The 17,067-nt window shown below is 73.1% G+C and carries 17 protein-coding genes; 14 read left to right on the forward strand and 3 right to left on the reverse strand.

Features of this window, described 5'->3' with window-relative positions:
* Positions 1-27 precede the first annotated feature (27 nt).
* The 5 genes from rpe (at position 28) to FB470_RS23915 (ending at position 3,747) form a co-directional block, all read left to right on the forward strand.
* Positions 28-717 (forward strand): ribulose-phosphate 3-epimerase, encoded by a 690-nt coding sequence (rpe, locus tag FB470_RS23895; protein ID WP_306994997.1) that lies wholly within the window; start codon positions 28-30, stop codon positions 715-717.
* Positions 718-740: 23 nt separating this feature from the next.
* Positions 741-1,376 carry a riboflavin synthase gene (locus tag FB470_RS23900; RefSeq protein WP_306994999.1) on the forward strand — a complete coding sequence of 212 codons (636 nt, stop codon included), beginning with the start codon at positions 741-743 and terminating at the stop codon, positions 1,374-1,376.
* 26 nt (positions 1,377-1,402) lie between these two features.
* Entirely contained in the window at positions 1,403-2,680 is a 1,278-nt protein-coding gene (locus FB470_RS23905) for a bifunctional 3,4-dihydroxy-2-butanone-4-phosphate synthase/GTP cyclohydrolase II (protein WP_306999455.1), read from the forward strand.
* 99 nt (positions 2,681-2,779) lie between these two features.
* On the forward strand, positions 2,780-3,286 hold the full coding sequence (ribH, locus tag FB470_RS23910; RefSeq protein WP_306995001.1) for a 6,7-dimethyl-8-ribityllumazine synthase: 507 nt from the start codon (positions 2,780-2,782) through the stop codon (positions 3,284-3,286).
* Positions 3,283-3,747: a PH domain-containing protein gene (locus FB470_RS23915; RefSeq protein ID WP_306995003.1), complete on the forward strand. Its 465-nt coding sequence runs from the start codon at positions 3,283-3,285 to the stop codon at positions 3,745-3,747. The genes ribH and FB470_RS23915 overlap by 4 nt, the downstream gene beginning before the upstream one ends.
* 467 nt (positions 3,748-4,214) lie before the next feature.
* Here FB470_RS23915 and FB470_RS23920 read toward each other — a convergent pair whose 3' ends face one another.
* Positions 4,215-4,991 carry an exodeoxyribonuclease III gene (locus tag FB470_RS23920; protein WP_306995005.1) on the reverse strand — a complete coding sequence of 259 codons (777 nt, stop codon included), beginning with the start codon at positions 4,989-4,991 and terminating at the stop codon, positions 4,215-4,217.
* A gap of 89 nt (positions 4,992-5,080) precedes the next feature.
* Between FB470_RS23920 and uvrC the strand changes: the two genes are divergently transcribed.
* The 4 genes from uvrC to whiA are packed head-to-tail and all read left to right on the forward strand — an operon-like array spanning position 5,081 to position 9,887.
* Positions 5,081-7,024 carry an excinuclease ABC subunit UvrC gene (gene uvrC / locus FB470_RS23925; RefSeq protein WP_306995006.1) on the forward strand — a complete coding sequence of 648 codons (1,944 nt, stop codon included), beginning with the start codon at positions 5,081-5,083 and terminating at the stop codon, positions 7,022-7,024.
* Positions 7,025-7,059: 35 nt separating this feature from the next.
* A complete protein-coding gene (rapZ, locus tag FB470_RS23930) occupies positions 7,060-7,917 on the forward strand; it encodes an RNase adapter RapZ (protein WP_370876695.1) in 858 nt (285 codons plus the stop codon).
* Positions 7,918-7,925: 8 nt separating this feature from the next.
* Positions 7,926-8,891 carry a gluconeogenesis factor YvcK family protein gene (locus FB470_RS23935; protein ID WP_306999458.1) on the forward strand — a complete coding sequence of 322 codons (966 nt, stop codon included), beginning with the start codon at positions 7,926-7,928 and terminating at the stop codon, positions 8,889-8,891.
* 9 nt (positions 8,892-8,900) lie between these two features.
* A complete protein-coding gene (gene whiA / locus FB470_RS23940) occupies positions 8,901-9,887 on the forward strand; it encodes a DNA-binding protein WhiA (protein ID WP_306995008.1) in 987 nt (328 codons plus the stop codon).
* Positions 9,888-9,968: 81 nt separating this feature from the next.
* On the opposite strand, the gene FB470_RS23945 is transcribed toward whiA, so the two are convergent.
* Positions 9,969-10,760 carry a serine hydrolase gene (locus FB470_RS23945; RefSeq protein ID WP_306995010.1) on the reverse strand — a complete coding sequence of 264 codons (792 nt, stop codon included), beginning with the start codon at positions 10,758-10,760 and terminating at the stop codon, positions 9,969-9,971.
* Between the two features lie 102 nt (positions 10,761-10,862).
* Between FB470_RS23945 and FB470_RS23950 the strand changes: the two genes are divergently transcribed.
* The 4 genes from FB470_RS23950 (at position 10,863) to FB470_RS23965 (ending at position 14,613) form a co-directional block, all read left to right on the forward strand.
* Positions 10,863-11,537: a response regulator transcription factor gene (locus FB470_RS23950; RefSeq protein ID WP_306995012.1), complete on the forward strand. Its 675-nt coding sequence runs from the start codon at positions 10,863-10,865 to the stop codon at positions 11,535-11,537.
* Positions 11,534-12,949 carry a sensor histidine kinase gene (locus FB470_RS23955; RefSeq protein ID WP_306995014.1) on the forward strand — a complete coding sequence of 472 codons (1,416 nt, stop codon included), beginning with the start codon at positions 11,534-11,536 and terminating at the stop codon, positions 12,947-12,949. The genes FB470_RS23950 and FB470_RS23955 overlap by 4 nt, the downstream gene beginning before the upstream one ends.
* Complete coding sequence (locus FB470_RS23960) at positions 12,946-13,443, forward strand: GerMN domain-containing protein (RefSeq protein ID WP_306995016.1); 498 nt, start codon at positions 12,946-12,948, stop codon at positions 13,441-13,443. Before FB470_RS23955 ends, FB470_RS23960 begins: the two co-directional genes overlap by 4 nt.
* A gap of 147 nt (positions 13,444-13,590) precedes the next feature.
* Positions 13,591-14,613: a glucosyl-3-phosphoglycerate synthase gene (locus tag FB470_RS23965; protein ID WP_306995017.1), complete on the forward strand. Its 1,023-nt coding sequence runs from the start codon at positions 13,591-13,593 to the stop codon at positions 14,611-14,613.
* A 4-nt stretch (positions 14,614-14,617) separates the two neighbouring features.
* On the opposite strand, the gene FB470_RS23970 is transcribed toward FB470_RS23965, so the two are convergent.
* On the reverse strand, positions 14,618-15,319 hold the full coding sequence (locus tag FB470_RS23970; RefSeq protein ID WP_306995018.1) for a 2OG-Fe(II) oxygenase: 702 nt from the start codon (positions 15,317-15,319) through the stop codon (positions 14,618-14,620).
* A gap of 229 nt (positions 15,320-15,548) precedes the next feature.
* Here FB470_RS23970 and FB470_RS23975 point away from each other — a divergent pair, with 229 nt between their 5' ends.
* A complete protein-coding gene (locus tag FB470_RS23975; RefSeq protein WP_306995020.1) occupies positions 15,549-17,027 on the forward strand; it encodes a hypothetical protein in 1,479 nt (492 codons plus the stop codon).
* The last annotated feature ends 40 nt before the right edge of the window (positions 17,028-17,067 follow it).

Below are 17,067 nucleotides of genomic sequence, written 5' to 3' on the forward strand. Positions count from 1 at the left end.
CGGACCCAGGATCTACACTCCGTAACCGTGGCCCACCGACCTCTCATCGCGCCCAGCATCCTGTCCGCCGACTTCGCCCGTCTGGGCGAGGAGATCCACGCCATCGCCGGCACCGGCGACGCCCGGGCCGACTGGGTCCACGTCGACGTCATGGACAACCACTTCGTGCCCAACCTGACGCTGGGCCTGCCGGTGGTGCAGTCGCTGCTCAAGGTCACCGACGTCCCGCTGGACTGCCACCTGATGATCGAGGACCCGGACCGGTGGGCCATCGGCTACGCCGAGGCGGGTGCCTACAACGTCACCGTGCACGTCGAGGCCGCGGCCGACCCGGTGATGCTGGCCAAGAACCTGCGCGCCGCGGGCGCCAGGGCCGGCCTGTCGATCAAGCCGGGCACCCCGCTCGAGGACCACCTCGAGACCCTCAAGCACTACGACACCCTGCTGGTGATGTCGGTCGAGCCGGGCTTCGGCGGCCAGTCGTTCATCCCGGACGTGCTGGAGAAGGTCCGCACCGCGCGCCGCCTGGTCGACACCGGGCACCTCAAGCTCGTCGTCGAGATCGACGGCGGCATCAACGCCGACACGATCGAGCAGGCGGCCGAGGCGGGCGTGGACTGCTTCGTCGCCGGCTCCGCCGTCTACGGCGCCGAAGACCCCGGCAAGGCCGTCGCGGCCCTGCGTGACCGCGCCGCCCGCGTCGGCGCGGCGCACTGACACCGACAAGGAGGCGCGCGCCAGTGTTCACCGGCATCGTGGAGGAACTCGGCGAGATCACGGCCGTCGAGCAGGTGCCCAACGCCGCGCGGCTCACCGTGCGGGGCCCCGTGGTCACCTCGGACGCCAAGCACGGCGACTCGATCGCCGTCAGCGGGGTGTGCCTGACCGTGGTCGACGTGTTCGGGTCCGAGTTCACCGTCGACGTGGTGCACGAGACGCTGCAGCGCTCGCGGCTGGCCAAGATCGCCGTCGGCGACCGGGTCAACCTGGAGCGGGCCACCGCCGTGGGCGACCGGCTCGGCGGGCACATCATGCAGGGCCACGTGGACGGCACCGGGGTGTTCCTGTCCCGCGACCAGGCCGGTCTCACCCGGTTCGCGCTGCCCGCGGGCCTGTCCCGCTACATCGTGGAAAAGGGCTCGATCGCGGTCGACGGCATCTCCCTCACCGTGACGAGTGTGACGAACGACGAGTTCACCGTGGCGCTGATTCCGACCACACTGGAACTGACCACCCTCGGCCGTGCCGAGCCGGGTGATCTGGTGAACCTCGAGGTCGACGTGCTCGCCAAGTACGTGGAGAAGCTCGCGTCGCCGCATCTCCCCGGCCGCACGGAGGACACTGGAACCGGGGCCGGCACGGAGGAGGACGCGTGAACGCAGGGACGCCGTGTGGCGCGGGGGTGTCCGTGGACACCGCCGGCATCGAGAAGGCGATCGCGGACATCGCGGCGGGGCGGCCGGTGGTCGTCGTCGACGACGAGGACCGCGAGAACGAGGGCGACCTGATCTTCGCGGCCGAGAAGGCCACACCGGAGCTGCTGGCCTTCATGGTGCGCTACACCTCCGGCTACGTGTGCGTGGCGCTCACCGAGGAGGACTGCGACCGCCTCGACCTGCCGCCGATGTACCACACCAACCAGGACCAGCGCGGCACCGCGTACACGGTCACCGTCGACGCGGCCGAGGGCATCACCACCGGCATCTCCGCGGCCGACCGCGCGCACACCACCCGCCTGCTGGCCGACCCGAAGTCGCAGGCCGGTGACTTCCGGCGGCCCGGTCACGTCGTACCGCTGCGCGCCAAGGAAGGCGGCGTGCTGCGCCGCCCCGGGCACACCGAGGCCTCGGTCGACCTGGCCCGCATGGCCGGGCTGCACCCGGCCGGTGTGCTGTGCGAGATCGTCTCCCAGAAGGACGAGGGGGACATGGCGCGCCGGGACGAGCTGGAGGTGTTCGCCTCCGACCACGACCTGCAGATCATCACCATCGCCGACCTGATCGCCTACCGGCGCCGCCACGAGAAGCAGGTGGAGCGGGTCGCCGAGGCGCGCATCCCGCTCGATGCGGGGGTGTTCCGCGCGGTCGGGTACGACAGCCTGCTCGACGGCATCGAGCACATCGCGTTCGTCTACGGCGACATCGGCGACGGCGAGGACATCCTGGTGCGGGTGCACTCGGAATGCCTCACCGGCGACGTGTTCGGCTCGCTGCGGTGCGACTGCGGCCCGCAGCTGGAGGCGGCGCTGCGGATCGTCGCCGACGAGGGCCGCGGGGTCGTGCTCTACATCCGCGGGCACGAGGGCCGGGGCATCGGCCTGCTGCACAAGTTGCAGGCGTACCAGCTGCAGGACCTGGGCGCGGACACCGTCGACGCGAACCTGGCGCTCGGGGTGCCGGCGGACGCGCGGGACTACGGCACCGGCGCGCAGATCCTGTGCGACCTGGGTGTCCGGTCGATGCGGCTGCTGACCAACAACCCGGCCAAGCGGATCGGGCTGGAGGGCTACGGGCTGCGGATCACCGGGCGCGTGCCGCTGCCGATCTCGCCGAACCCGGAGAACCTGCGCTACCTGCGCACGAAGCGGGACCGGATGGGGCACGACCTGTCCAACCTCGAGGAGTTCGACCAGGTCGGCGCCGACCTGGAGGCACGGAACGGCAATGGTGCGGCACAGTGAGCGAGGACGACCGCAGGGCGGAATCGCTCCGAGGGGACACAGCGCGTTTCCCGCTCAGGGGATCGGCGCTGACCGAGGCACGAGGGAGCGGTAACGGCCATGAGCGGTGAGGGGCGCCCGGACGTCGAGCTCGACCTGAGCGAGTGCGAGAACCTGCGGCTGGGGATCGTGGCGACCCGGTGGCACGCCAAGATCACCGACGCCCTGCTGGAGAACGCGCTGGCGGCCGTGCGGGAGGCGAAGCTGAACGAGGAGCCGACCGTGGTGCGCGTCGCCGGCGCCGTCGAGCTGCCGGTCGTGGCGCAGGCGCTGGCCCGCACGCACGACGCGGTGGTCGCGCTCGGCGTGGTGATCCGCGGCGGGACGCCGCACTTCGAGTACGTGTGCGACGCGGTGACGGCCGGCTTGACGCGGGTCGCGCTGGACGAGGGCACGCCGGTGGGCAACGGCGTGCTGACCTGCGACACCGAGCAGCAGGCGCTGGACCGGTCCGGCCTGCCGGGGTCGAAGGAGGACAAGGGCCGCGAGGCCACGCAGGCGGCGCTGGACGCGGCGCGCGTGCTGCGGTCGCTGCGGCAGCCGTGGACGGATCGGAAGTTCGTGTGAGCGCTGCCGTGGCGGAGACGACCGAGCCGGTGGTGTTCCGGCCGCACCGGGCGACGTGGATGTCGGCGATCCTGGCGGTCGCGCTGCTCGCCGTGTTCGTGGCCGTGGCGATCCTGCTGCGCGGCTCGAACACCGGTGTGATCTTCCAGCGGTCGGACCAGATCGCGATGGTGTTCATCGGACTGCTGCTGGCCGCCGCGACGATGCTGTTCGCGACACCGCGGGTGCGCGCGGACGCCGAGGGCGTGCAGGTGCGCAACGTCCTGGTGGGGCGGCGGTTCACCTGGCTGGAGGTGCTGTCGGTGAGCTTCCCGGACGGCGCCTCGTTCGCGCGGCTGGAGCTCCCGGAGGACGAGTACTACGCCATGCTCGCGATCCAGGCCGTGGACCGCGACCGCGCGGTCGAGGCGGTCCGCACCCTGCGGCGCCTGCACAAGGCGGCCTGGGCCGGGCAGGACTGACCGTTGTTCGCCGGCGGCTCGCGGGCCGGCCCGGCGTGGTGCGGCTGGCAGGGGCTGCGGACCCGCCGCCCGGCGTGACCAGGGGCGCGCGCCCTGAGTGCGGATCCCGGCGTCAGTGCCGATCCGCGGGCGCGCGAGGGGCGTGGTTCGCGCAGGACGACCGAGCGCCCGCGCGCGGCCCGTGGCTGGCCCGGCACGGCGCGGTGCGCCATACCGGCCGGGGCTGCGGACCTGCCGCCCGGGTGACCAACGGGGCGCACCCTGAGTGCGCATCCCGGCGTCAGTGCCGATCCGTTGGCGCACGAAGTGGCCCGGTCCGTGCAGGACCGGGCGGTCGCGCGCGGCCCGTGGCTGGCCCGGCGTAGCGCGGTGCGCCATACCGGCCGCCGGCCGCCGCCCGTCGCCCGGCGCCGTGAACCTCGCAGCCGGACGGACCCGCTCGCCGTGCGGGCGCGGCCAACCCGCCATCACACCGTCAGGTCGACCACCACGGGGGCGTGGTCCGACGTGCCCTTGCCTTTCCGCGCCTCGCGGTCGACGTAGGCGTCGCTCACGGCGCCGGTGAACTTCGCCGACCCGTACACCAGGTCGATGCGCATCCCGTTGTTCTTCGGGAACGCCAGCTGCCGGTAGTCCCAGTAGGTGTAGGGCGTGTCGTACTTCAACGCGCGCGGCAGGACCTCCTCCAGGCCCGCCTCGCGCAGCGCCGCCAGCGCCGCGCGCTCGGCCTCCGTCACGTGCGTCATGCCGTCGAACAGCGTGATGTCCCAGACGTCGTCATCGGTGGGGGCGATGTTGAAGTCCCCGAGCACGGCGAACGGCCGGTCCTCCACCGCCTCCGCGGCCACGGTGGCCCGCAGCGCCGACAGCCACCGCAGCTTGTACTCGTAGTGCGGGTGCGACACCTCACGCCCGTTCGGCACGTACACCGACCACACCCGCACCCCGCCGCACGTCGCGCCGATCGCGCGCGGCTCGGACGCGTCCTCGTAGGTCGGCTCGCCGTCCAGCCCGCGCCGCACGTCCGCCAGGCCCACCCGGGACAGGATCGCGACCCCGTTCCACCGGCCCGTGCCGTACGCCGCGACCTCGTACCCGGCCTCGGCGACCTCCGCCGGGAACGCCTCCGTCGCGCACTTCAGCTCCTGCAGGCACACCACGTCCGGCCGCGCCGAGTTCAGCCAGGCCAGCAGGCGCGGCAGCCGCGCGGTGACGGAGTTGACGTTCCAGGAGGCGATGCGCATGATCGGAAGAATCGCATACCCGCACGCCCCGGCCGCACCCGGCAGGAGGGGTGTCTCGGACCGTCGGAGGGGAGCCATAGGCTGGAGGCGTGGCTGACCCGTCCACCTACCGTCCCTCGCCGGGGAGCATCCCGGAGCAGCCCGGCGTGTACAAGTTCCGCGACGCGAACAAGCGGGTCATCTACGTCGGCAAGGCCAAGAGCCTGCGCAGCAGGCTGAACTCCTACTTCGCCGACCTGTCCGGGCTGCACCCGCGCACCCGGCAGATGGTGACCACCGCGGCCAGCGTCGAGTGGACCGTCGTCACCACCGAGGTCGAGGCGCTCCAGCTCGAGTACAACTGGATCAAGGAGTTCGACCCGCGGTTCAACGTCCGCTACCGCGACGACAAGTCCTACCCCGTGCTGGCGGTGACCCTGCACGAGGAGTTCCCGCGCCTGCACGTCTACCGCGGCCCCCGCAAGAAGGGCGTGCGCTACTTCGGCCCGTACGCCCACGCCTGGGCGATCCGCGAGACGCTCGACCTGCTGCTGCGCGTGTTCCCGGCGCGCACCTGCTCCAACGGCGTCTTCCGCCGTCACGGCCAGATCGGGCGCCCCTGCCTGCTCGGCTACATCGACAAGTGCTCCGCGCCGTGCGTGGGCCGGGTGAGCGCCGACGAGCACCGGCAGATCGTCGACGACTTCTGCGACTTCCTGTCCGGCAAGACCGACGCGATGGTCCGCCGCCTCGAGCAGGACATGGCCGAGGCCGCCGAGTCGCTGGAGTTCGAGAAGGCCGCCCGGCTGCGGGACGACATCGGCGCGCTGCGGCGGGCGATGGAGAAGCAGGCCGTGGTGCTCGGCGACGGCACCGACGCCGACCTCGTCGCGTTCGCGCACGACGAGCTCGAGGCCGCGGTCCAGGTCTTCCACGTGCGCGGCGGCCGGGTGCGCGGCCAGCGCGGCTGGGTGATCGACAAGGCCGACGAGATGGGCGTGCCCGACCTCGTCGAGCAGTTCCTCACCCAGTTCTACGGCGAGCAGGTCGAGCTCGCCGACCAGGGCACCGATCTGGGCACCCCGGTGCCGCGCGAGGTCCTGGTGCCGGAGCTGCCCGCCGACGCCGAGGCGATGACGGAGTGGCTGTCCGGGCTGCGCGGGTCGCGGGTGCAGCTGCGGGTGCCGCAGCGCGGCGACAAGCGCGCGCTGGCGGAAACGGTGCAGCGCAACGCCGAAGAGGCCTTCGCCCAGCACAAGCTGCGCCGGGCGGGCGATCTGACCGCCCGCTCCGCCGCGCTCGCCGAGCTGCAGGAGCACCTCGGGCTGGACAGCGCGCCGCTGCGCATCGAGTGCGTCGACATCAGCCACACGCAGGGCACCGACGTGGTCGCCTCGCTCGTGGTGTTCGAGGACGGCGTCGCGCGCAAGTCGGAGTACCGCCGGTTCGCGTTGCGGGAGGCCGCGACCGAGGGGGACGTCGCCTCCATCGCCGAGGTCGTGCGGCGGCGGTTCGCCCGCTACCAGACCGAAACGCAGGAGGGCCTGGCCGGCGACAAGCCGGGCATCGACCCGGAGACGGGACGGCCGCGGAAGTTCGCCTACCCGCCGAACCTGCTCGTGGTCGACGGTGCCGGCCCGCAGGCGACGGCGGCGGCGGACGTGCTCGCGGAGATGGGCATCACCGACATCGCCGTGGTGGGCCTGGCGAAGCGGCTGGAAGAGGTGTGGCTGCCCGGTGATCCCGACCCGGTGATCCTGCCGCGCACCTCCGAGGCCCTGTACCTGTTGCAGCGGGTGCGGGACGAGGCGCACCGGTTCGCCATCGCCTACCACCGCGCCAAGCGCGCCAAGCGCGTGCAGGTGTCCGCTTTGGACGGTGTGCCCGGGCTGGGGCAGGCGCGCCGGGCCGCGTTGATCAAGCACTTCGGGTCGGTGAAGCGGCTGAAGGAAGCAGGGGTGGACGAGATCGCGGAGGTGCCGGGCGTGGGCAAGCGCACCGCCGAAGCGATCTTCGCCGCGTTGGCATCGCAAGGGGAGTCGGACAAGAAGTGACGGGAGAGACGATGGCCGAGGACCGGGGCACCGGCATGGAGGTGGCCGTGGTCACCGGGCTGTCGGGTGCCGGCCGCAGCACCGCCGCGAAGTGCCTGGAGGATCTGGGCTGGTTCGTGGTGGACAACCTGCCGCCCGAGCTGATCGCCACGATGGTCGAGCTGGGGGCGCAGGCGCGCGGCGCGATCACGAAGGTGGCCGTGGTGATGGATGTGCGCTCGCGCGCGTTCACCGACGACCTGTCGTCGATCATCAAGGACCTCGACGCGCGCGGCTACAAGCCGCGGGTGCTGTTCCTGGAGGCCACCGACGCGGTGCTGGTGCGCCGGTTCGAGCAGGTGCGCCGCGGCCACCCGCTGCAGGGCGACGGGCGGCTCATCGACGGCATCACCGCCGAGCGGCAGATGCTCGCGCCGCTGCGCGAGGAGGCCGACCTGGTGCTGGAGACCTCCGCGCTGTCGGTGCACGACCTGCGCGCAAAGATCGAGGACGCCTTCGGCAGCGAGTCGGCCACGCAGACCCGCGTGACCGTGCTGTCGTTCGGCTACAAGTACGGTCTGCCGATGGACGCCGACCTCGTGATGGACGTGCGGTTCCTGCCCAACCCGTTCTGGATCCCGGAGCTGCGCGACCACACCGGCCTCGACGCCGAGGTGCGCAACTACGTCCTGTCCCAGGAGGGGGCCGAGGAGTTCCTGGACCGCTACCACCAGCTGCTGCGCCTGATCGGCGCCGGCTACCGGCGCGAGGGCAAGCGGTACCTGACGCTGGCCGTGGGCTGCACGGGCGGGAAGCACCGCAGTGTCGCCATCTCCGAGGAGCTGGCGCGGCTTTTGTCCAATGAGGACGGTATGGCGGTGAAGGTGATCCACCGGGACCTGGGACGCGAGTGACGGGGGCGTTGCGCGCCGTCGCGCTGGGGGGCGGGCACGGGCTGCACGCGACCCTCACGGCGTTGCGGCGGTTGACCACGGACGTGACCGCGGTGGTCACGGTGGCCGACGACGGTGGCTCGTCCGGGCGGTTGCGGCGCGAGCTGGGGTTGCTGCCGCCGGGGGACCTGCGGCAGGCGCTGGCCGCGCTCGCCGTCGCCGAGACGGGCGAATCGTTGTGGGCCGAGGTGTTCCAGCACCGCTTCGGCGGTAACGGCGCCCTGACCGGGCACGCGGTCGGCAACCTGGTGCTCGCCGGGCTGTTCGAGGTGCTGGGCGACCCGGTGCTCGCGCTGGACGAGGCCCGGCGCTTGCTGGGCGTGTCCGGGCGGGTGCTGCCGATGTCGCCGGAGCCGCTGGAGATCGAGGCGGAGGTGTCCGGCCTCGACGACGACGGCTCGTTGCGGCGCATCCGCGGCCAGGTCGCGGTGGCGAGCACGCCGGGCCGGGTCGAGCGGATCACGCTGCGCACGCCGCAGCGTCCGGGCGGGGAGCCGTCGGCGTGCGACGAGGCGGTGCAGGCCGTGCTGGACGCGGAGGTGGTGTTCCTCGGGCCCGGTTCGTGGTTCACGAGCGTCCTCCCGCACCTGCTGGTGCCCGGTTTGCACGACGCGTTGCTGCGCACCCGGGCCACGAAGATCGTGGTCCTGAACCTCGTCCCTCAGCCGGGTGAGACGGCGGGGTTCTCACCCGAACGGCACTTGGACGTACTCTTCCAGCACGCGCCCGGTCTGCGGGTGGACGCGGTGATCGCGGACCGGGACTCGGTGCCGGCGCCGGCCCGCCTGCGGGACGCGGCGGCGGGACTGGGGGCCAAGGCGCTTCTGGCGGACGTGGCGGACCCGGGTCGCGAGGGTGTGCACGATCCGGATGCGCTGGCCGGCTGTGTGCGGGAAGCTCTCGGTCTCAGCGGGACCGAGGGCCGGAAAGGGTAGGGAGGGGCCATGGCGATGACCGCCGCCGTGAAGGACGAGCTCAGCAGGCTGCAGATCACGAAGATCGGGCCGCGCCGGTCCGAAGTCGCGTCGATGCTGCGCTTCGCCGGTGGCCTGCACATCGTGGGGGGACGGGTGGTGGTGGAGGCCGAGCTCGACACCGGTTCGGTCGCGCGACGGCTGCGCAAGGAGATCCACGAGCTGTACGGGCACCATTCGGACGTGCACGTGCTGTCCGCGGGCGGGTTGCGCAAGACGACGCGGTACATCGTCCGGGTGGTTCACGACGGGGAAAGCCTGGCCCGTCAGACGGGGCTGATCGACCAGCGGGGGCGCCCGGTGCGGGGCCTGCCGGCCGCGGTGGTGTCCGGCGGGATCGCGGACGCCGAGGCCGCTTGGCGCGGGGCGTTCCTGGCGCATGGTTCGCTCACCGAGCCGGGGCGTTCGTCGTCGCTCGAGGTCACCTGCCCGGGGCCCGAGGCGGCGCTGGCTCTCGTCGGGGCGGCGCGGCGGATGGGCATCCAGGCCAAGTCCCGCGAGGTGCGGGGCGCGGACCGGGTGGTGGTGCGCGACGGCGACGCGATCGGTGCCCTGCTGACGCGCCTGGGCGCGCACGCGAGCGTCCTGCAGTGGGAAGAGCGCCGGATGCGCCGTGAGGTCCGGGCGACGGCCAACCGGCTGGCCAACTTCGACGACGCCAACCTGCGCCGTTCCGCCCGCGCGGCGGTCGCGGCGGCCGCTCGGGTGGAACGAGCGCTGGACATCCTGGCCGACACCGCGCCGGAGCACCTGCTGGCGGCGGGCCGGCTGAGGCTGGACAACCGGCAGGCGTCGCTGGAGGAGCTGGGCCAGCTGGCCGACCCGCCGATGACGAAGGACGCGGTCGCCGGGCGCATCCGCAGGCTCCTCGCCATGGCCGACAAGCGGGCCAAGGAGCTGAACATCCCGGACACCGAAAGCGCGGTGACGCCGGACATGCTGGAAGAAAGCGTGTAGCGCGGGGTGCGGTCCGGCAGCGCCCGGCCGGGGTGACGCGCCTGCCGGACGTACGACGAACACGCCCGGCACCGCCGAACTTCACCTCAGCAACGGTTCCACCGCCGCCGTCGCCTCGGTCACCTCGCGCATCGCGCTGGCCATCGCCGTGCCGCTCGGCCGGTGCGTCAGCACCACCACGACGTAGCGGTCGCCGGGCCCCACCAGCCCGCTCGTGTGCGCGTCCACGCCGCCGCGCCCGGCGGCCCACCCCTGCTTGATCGCCCAGCTGCGACCGGGCAGCCCGTCCGGGATCCCGAAGTGCTGGTTCGTGCCGTCCGCGGCCACCTGCGGCGCGTCGCGGAGGGGGTCGAGTATCAGCCGGCGCTGGGACGGCGGCAGCGACAGCACCGCCTGGTACACCTTCAGCACGTCGGCCGCCGACAGCAGCGTGTCGCCCCACCGGCCGGCGTCGGCGGGCGGTTCGGTGGCGGTCAGGCCCAGGGCGCTCGCCGTGCGGCGGACGATCTCCGGGCCGCCGCCGGAGGTCCACAGCTCGTCGGCGATCAGATCGTCGCTGTAGGCGAGCATCCGGGCGACCCTCGGGCTCGGCCGCTGCGGGGTCACGTGCCCGCGCTGCACCAGGTCGAGCGCGATGAGGAGTTTCACCAGCGACGCCGACCGGAACCGCGCGCCGGTGTTGTCGCCGCGCAGGACGTCGTCCGTGGTGCGGTCGTAGACGAGGACGCTCGTCGCGGAGGTTTCCGCCGCCACGGTGCCGCTGGAGGTCCCGCGCAACGCGAGCGCGCTGCCCAGGGCGACGACGACCGCGACGACCGCGACGGCGAGGATGATGATGGGGCCACGGCGGAGTGGCCGGGTTCGCACGGACATGCCGATCAGCGTCGGGCGGCGATGTCCGGGTCCCATCGTCGTCATGTCATGGTTTCGCAACAGAGTCGCCGCAGTTGGTGAACCACCGCCATAATCGGCCGCGTGCCGACTGTGCTGTTGATCGAGGACGACCCGGCTGTCCGGGAAGGACTGTGCCTGGGCCTGCGCCGGCACGGTCACGACGTCCAGCCGGCCCCCGACGGGGAACGCGGCTTGACCCTGCTCGCCGCGCGCCGCCCCGACCTCGTGCTGCTCGACCTGATGCTGCCGGGCATCGACGGGTTCGAGGTGTGCCGCCGCATCCGCGCCACCGGCCCGGTGCCGATCATCATGCTCACCGCCCGCGGCGACGACATCGACGTCGTCGGCGGTCTGGAGGCCGGCGCCGACGACTACGTGGTCAAACCGGTGCAGCCGCGCGTCCTGGACGCGCGGATCAAGGCGGTGCTGCGGCGCGGCGCCACCCAGGGCCACGACCGGGAGCGCCACGCCGACCTGGTCATCGACCGCGCCGCGTGCGAGGTCACCAAGAACGGCGAACCGGTGCGGTTGACGCCCACCGAACTGCGGCTCCTGCTCGAACTGTCCCGCGTGCCCGGCCGCGTGTTCAGCAGGCAGCAGCTGCTGGAACTGGTGTGGGAACACGACTACCTCGGTGACTCGCGGCTGGTCGACGCGTGCGTCCAGCGTCTGCGCGCGAAGCTGGAGGACGTGCCGGCCGCCCCGGTCTACGTGCGGACCGTGCGCGGCTTCGGCTACCGGTTCGGTCCACTGTGACCGCACGATTCCGGTTGCGGTGGCGGGGAATCCGCACCCGTCTGGTGCTGATCATCAGTCTCGTCGCGGTGGCGGCGATCGTCGGCGCCACCGGCGTCAACTACGTCGCCGCCCGGCGCACGGTGCTGACCGCCACCCAGGACCAGGTGATGAGCAGGCTGCGCGACGACGTGGACGCCGTGGCCCCCACCCTGCGGATGCCGCCCGACGTGGGGGCGCTCGACGAGTTGCTGCGGGCCGTCCCGGCGGCCGCCGTCGCCCGCTTCGGCGCACTGTCCTCCACCGCCCGCGGTTCGATGGAACGGGTGCCGCCCGAACTCGTCGCCCGGGTCGGCGCCGAGGGCCGGCTCGTGTTCCAGCGCGTCGACACCGGTGGCCCGGAGCTGGTGGTCGGCATGCCGGTGATGACCTTCGACACGAACTTCCGGGTCGTGCCCTCGGGGCTCGAGGTGTACGCCTGGTACTCGCTGTCCACCGAGCAGATCCAGATCACCGAGTTCGCGCTGAACGGATGGCGCACCGCGGCCGTCGCCGTGCCGCTGGCGGTGATCCTCGCGTGGCTGGCCGCGGGGGCGGTGCTGCGGCCCGTGCGGCGCCTGCGGGACGCCGCGCGGGGCCTCGCGCGCGGCGAACTGTCCACGCGGCTGCCCGAACGCGGCGCCGACGAGCTGGCGGAACTGGCCCGCACGTTCAACGAAACGGCCGCCAGCCTGGAGAAGACCGTGGGGGAGTTGCGCCGCATGGAGTCCGACGCGCGCCGCTTCGTCGCCGACGTCTCGCACGAACTGCGCACCCCGCTGGCCGCGATGACCGCGGTGACCGAGGTGCTCGACGAGGAGAGCGCGCACCTGCCCGGCGACACCGGCACGGCCAGCCGCCTCGTCAGCGCCGAGACCCGCAAGCTGGCCCGCCTCGTCGACGACCTCATCGAGATCTCGCGGTTCGACAACGGGCGGGCCCGCATGGACCGGCGCGAGGCGGACCTGGGCGAGCTGATCACCGCGAGCCTGCGGGCGAGGCAGTGGACCGGCCGGGTCGGAACCGACCTGCCGCACGGGATCGTCGCGGACGTGGACGCGCGGCGGTTCGACGTCATCGTCGCCAACCTCGTCGGCAACGCGTTGCGGCACGGCGCCGAGCCGGTGCGGGTGCGCCTGTGGGCCGACGGCCCGGAGGTCGTCGTCGAGGTCACCGACCACGGCCCGGGGTTGCCGGAGGACGTGCTGCCCCACGTGTTCGCCAGGTTCTACAAGGCCGACACGGCGCGGTCGCGGTCGGAGGGCAGTGGCCTGGGGTTGTCCATCGCGGAGAAGAACGCGGGCCTGCACGGCGGCACGATCGAAGCGGGCAACCGGCCCGGCGGCGGTGCCCGGTTCGTGCTGCGGCTGCCCCGGAGGGAGGTGCGGCGGTGAAGGCGCGGTGGATGCTGCTGCTCGCGGTGCTGGTGCTCGCCGGGTGCGGGGTGCGGCCGACCGAGCCGGTGGCGGCCGGGGAGGCGCCGGTGGGCGTGGCGAGCGGTCCCATGCTGTTCTTCGTGCGCGACGGGAAGGTGCGGCCGGTGATCCGCGAGACCGGGCGCCTGGGCACGGCGACCGGTGCGGTCGCCCTCCTCCTCGGGGGTCCCACGGCGGCGGAGTCCGGTGCCGGCTACACCACCGAGCTGCCGCCCGCGACGGTCGGCGCCTCGGTGAGCGTGATGCAGGAGGGGGTCGTGACCGTGTCGCTCGCCCCGTCCCCGGTGTACCTCAGCCGGACGGCGACCGAGCAGCTGGTGTGCACCGTGGTCGCGGTCGAAGCGCAGCTGGGGGCGAGTGCGTCCGGCGTCGGCGTGCGGATCGCGGGCGGCGGGCCGACCGTGAGCCTGCAGCAGACGGGCAATGCCATGCGGTGCCCGGTCATCCCCTGATCCCCGCCGGATGTGCGGAGCGTGTTACGGCGTCCCGCCACCGGGGTACGGAGTCGTAACCTGCCGGTTTCATCCGGGAGCGATCGGCGAAACCCGCCTGCCGGAACATCGGTCCTGCCGATGTCCGGTCCGGGGAAGGGGATGCGCATGCGTGGCTTCAGGGCGAGGAAGGCGGCGGAGCCGGAAGTGACCGCCGGCGTGAGCTCGTGGCTGCCCCGGCGCAGCAGCCGGGCGCGCGACTGGCCGGTGGCGGACCTGGTGGCCGCCAAGGCGGCCACGGCGGTCAGCGTGGTGATCCCGGCCAGGGACGAGGAGGCGACGGTCGGGGACATCGTGCGCACGATCCGGCGCGACCTCGTCGACCGGCACCAGCTGGTCGACGAGGTGGTGGTGGTCGATTCGCGGTCGCGCGACGCGACCGCGCGCGTGGCCGCCGAGGCGGGGGCGACGGTGGTGGCGCAGGACGCCGTCCTGCCCGCCCTGCCCGCGTTGCAGGGCAAGGGGGAGGCGCTGTGGAAGGGGCTCGCGGCCTCCCACGGCGACCTCGTCGTGTTCGTCGACGGCGATCTGTACGACTTCACCAGCGACTACGTGACCGGCCTGCTCGGGCCGCTGCTCACCGACGCCTCGGTCGCCTACGTCAAGGGCTTCTACCACCGCCCGCTGGTCGGGCCGGTGTCCACCGACGCCGACGGCGGCGGCCGGGTGACCGAACTCGTCGCGCGGCCGCTGCTGAACCTGTACTGGCCGGAGCTGGCCGGGTTCGTGCAGCCCCTGGCGGGGGAGTACGCCGGGCGGCGCGAGGTGCTGGAGCGCGTGCCGTTCGTGGCGAACTACGGGGTCGAGGTCGGGCACCTGATCGACATCCTGCAGTCCCACGGCCTGGACGCGCTCGCGCAGGTCGACCTCGGCAAGCGCACCCACCGGCACCAGGACACGCAGGCGCTGGGCCGCATGGCGGGGCAGATCATGCTGACCGTGTTCGACCGCCTGGAACGCTACGGGCGCCTGGTGTCGGCCGAGCCGCCGGCGACGCTGCTCGCGCAGTTCCGCCGCGGTGAGTCCGGGCACGGCGTCGACCGGGAACTCGTGGTGACCGACCTGGCGTGCGAGCAGCGCCCGCCCCTGGCGACGCTGCGCGCGGCCGACGGGCTGCGCGAGATCGCCTGACGCGTCAGGTGGCGTCGTGGAAGACGAGGCCCAGGGTGTGGCGGATGCCGGTGCGCAGGGTGCTCACGCCGTGCCGCACCGGCGCCGCCGACCAGCCGCGCGTGGACCGCACCGGGCGGTCGCGGGTGGTGAAGATCAGCCCGTGACCCTGCGGGAGCACGGTCACCGTGCCGCGCGACTGGGCCCGCGGTCGCTGCTCGACCAGCAGGAACTCGCCGCCGGTGTGGTCGGTGCCGGGCTTGTCGAGGCCGATCACGACCTGCAGCGGGAACACCAGGTCGCCGTAGAGGTCGCGGTGCAGCGCGTTCCAGTCACCGGCGCGGTAGCGCAGCAGGATCGGCGTGGGCCGCCGCTGACCGGCCCGGTGACACCGGTCGAGCCAGCTGTCCAGGTCGTCCGGCCACGGCGCGTCCCACCCGAGCTTCGCCGCCCAGTCCCGCGCGATCGGCAGCAGGCGCGGGTAGAACGCCGCCCGCAGCTGCGCGACCGGATCGGGCAGCGGGTAGTCGAAGTAGCGGTACTGGCCGGACCCGAACCGGAAGCGCGCCATGTCGATCGTGGACCGGAATCGGCCCACGTCGTCGTACAGCGCCGACAGTTCGCGGCACTCCGCGGCGCTGAGCAGGGGCGGGGTCAGGGCGCAGCCGGAGTCGTCCAGCTCCGCGGTGAGGGCGGGCCAGTCGAAGCCCGCGACATCCGAGATCACCCCGCCCAGTCTGCGCGCCCCCGGCGCCGGCGGCTGGCGGAAATCAGCCGGCGAGACCGCCGGATCCGACGACCTTCGTGATCCGTGCCCGGACCAGCGCCTGACCGGGCACCGTGTGGCGCCTGCCGACCTCCGCCGCCCGGTCACACCGCGTGGAGCGGGCGCCGAGCCGCCTCGGCGCCCGCCCTCGACCGACGTGCCGGGCGCGGCTCGCCTAGTCTCAAGCGCTGTGCGTGACTCGGACCTGATCAGCGGGGGGCTGGTGGACGAGGGCCTGGCCCGGCGGCTCAAGGCGCTCGCCTGCACCGCGCCCCTGCACGACCTCGACGCGCGCAAGGCCAAGCTGGACTGGGCCGACGCGACCGTCTACCAGATGGCCGAGATCGCGCTGCACACGATCGACCTGGTCACCATCGCGATGGACTTCGACACCGGCGCCGACCACGACGACGTCGTGCGCCGCCTGCAGCCGTTCATCGCCGCGCAGGCCCCGCGCCGCCCGGCCGAGGAGCACCTGCGCGTGGCCCGCTGGGTGCTGGACAACCTGATCAACGTCGGCACCACCGACCGCGGTTTCCGCCGGGTCTACGGCAGCGTCGACGCGCACGGCACCTACCGCCGCCGCGCGTTCGACTTCAAGCTGCTCGTCGAGCTGGCCGCCCCGGACGGCGAGGTGTACCTGCGGGCCAGCGACGAGGCGATCAACGTCCTGGTGGGCGCGCTGGACACCGACGTCGAGTCCGCGCAGATCGCGGCCGAGGTCAAGCTGGAGAACCTGATCAGCCGCGGCCGCCTCGCCGACGCCAAGCTCGCCGCCGAGCAGGCCCGCTACCGCACCGTGCAGTACGGCGAGACGCTGCGCGCCAAGCTCGACGCGACCCGCCGGGACGTGCGCGCCGTGGACTGGGACCGCGAGATGCCCGAACTGCTGGACTCCGCGCTGACCCACATCGAGTCCCGCTTCCGCGCCGAGAACGCGATCCTGCGCAACATCACCGCCGCCCGCGACGAGGCCGAAGACGTCGACCACAAGCGGCGCGCCGCCGAACTGGTCGACATCGTCAGCGACTGCATCAGCAGGCACACCCAGTTGCAGGCGCGGCTGCAGGCCGCGGGCGCGGTGTTCCGCGCCGAGCAGGACCGCCAGCAGTTCTCCGGGCCGCCGCAGCGCGCGACCGTGGACCTGTTCGGCCAGATCCTCATGCCCGCGCTGGAACTGCCGATCGCCGACGCGGTGTCGCCGCTGGAGTCCTACTTCCACGCCTCGGCCGGGCTGGTCGTGCCGACCGTGCCCGCGTTGCCGTCGCTGGTCTCGCTGCTGCTGCGCCCGGCCCCGGAACGCGACAAGCTGGTCGGCGAGGTGCCCGAGCCGGAGCTCGTCCCGCCGGAGAGCCTGGACCACTACAGTGACGAGCAGTGGCGGCGGGCCGACGAGCTGCTGGACCTGCCGGAGGTGCCGCGGCGGCTGTCCGGCGTGCTGGCCGAGGCCCGCGAGCTGGACCCGGAGCTGCCGCGTCTGGTGGCGCTGCGGGCGCTGCACTCCTACAGTCCCGAGGTGGGCGCCGCCGTCCGGCAGGGGGACGATCGCGCGCTGCTCGCCGTCGACGACGGCACGCTGCTGGACGACGCCGAGTTCGGCGGCGCCGACCTGCTGCTGAGCACGGCGCGGCTGGCACGCGACGAGGACGACGAAGAGGGGGCGGCATGAGGACTGCTGGCAGGTCCGAATCATTCAGCGGCATGCCTGC

Source organism: Amycolatopsis thermophila (genome assembly GCF_030814215.1).
Taxonomy (GTDB): Bacteria; Actinomycetota; Actinomycetes; order Mycobacteriales; family Pseudonocardiaceae; genus Amycolatopsis_E; species Amycolatopsis_E thermophila.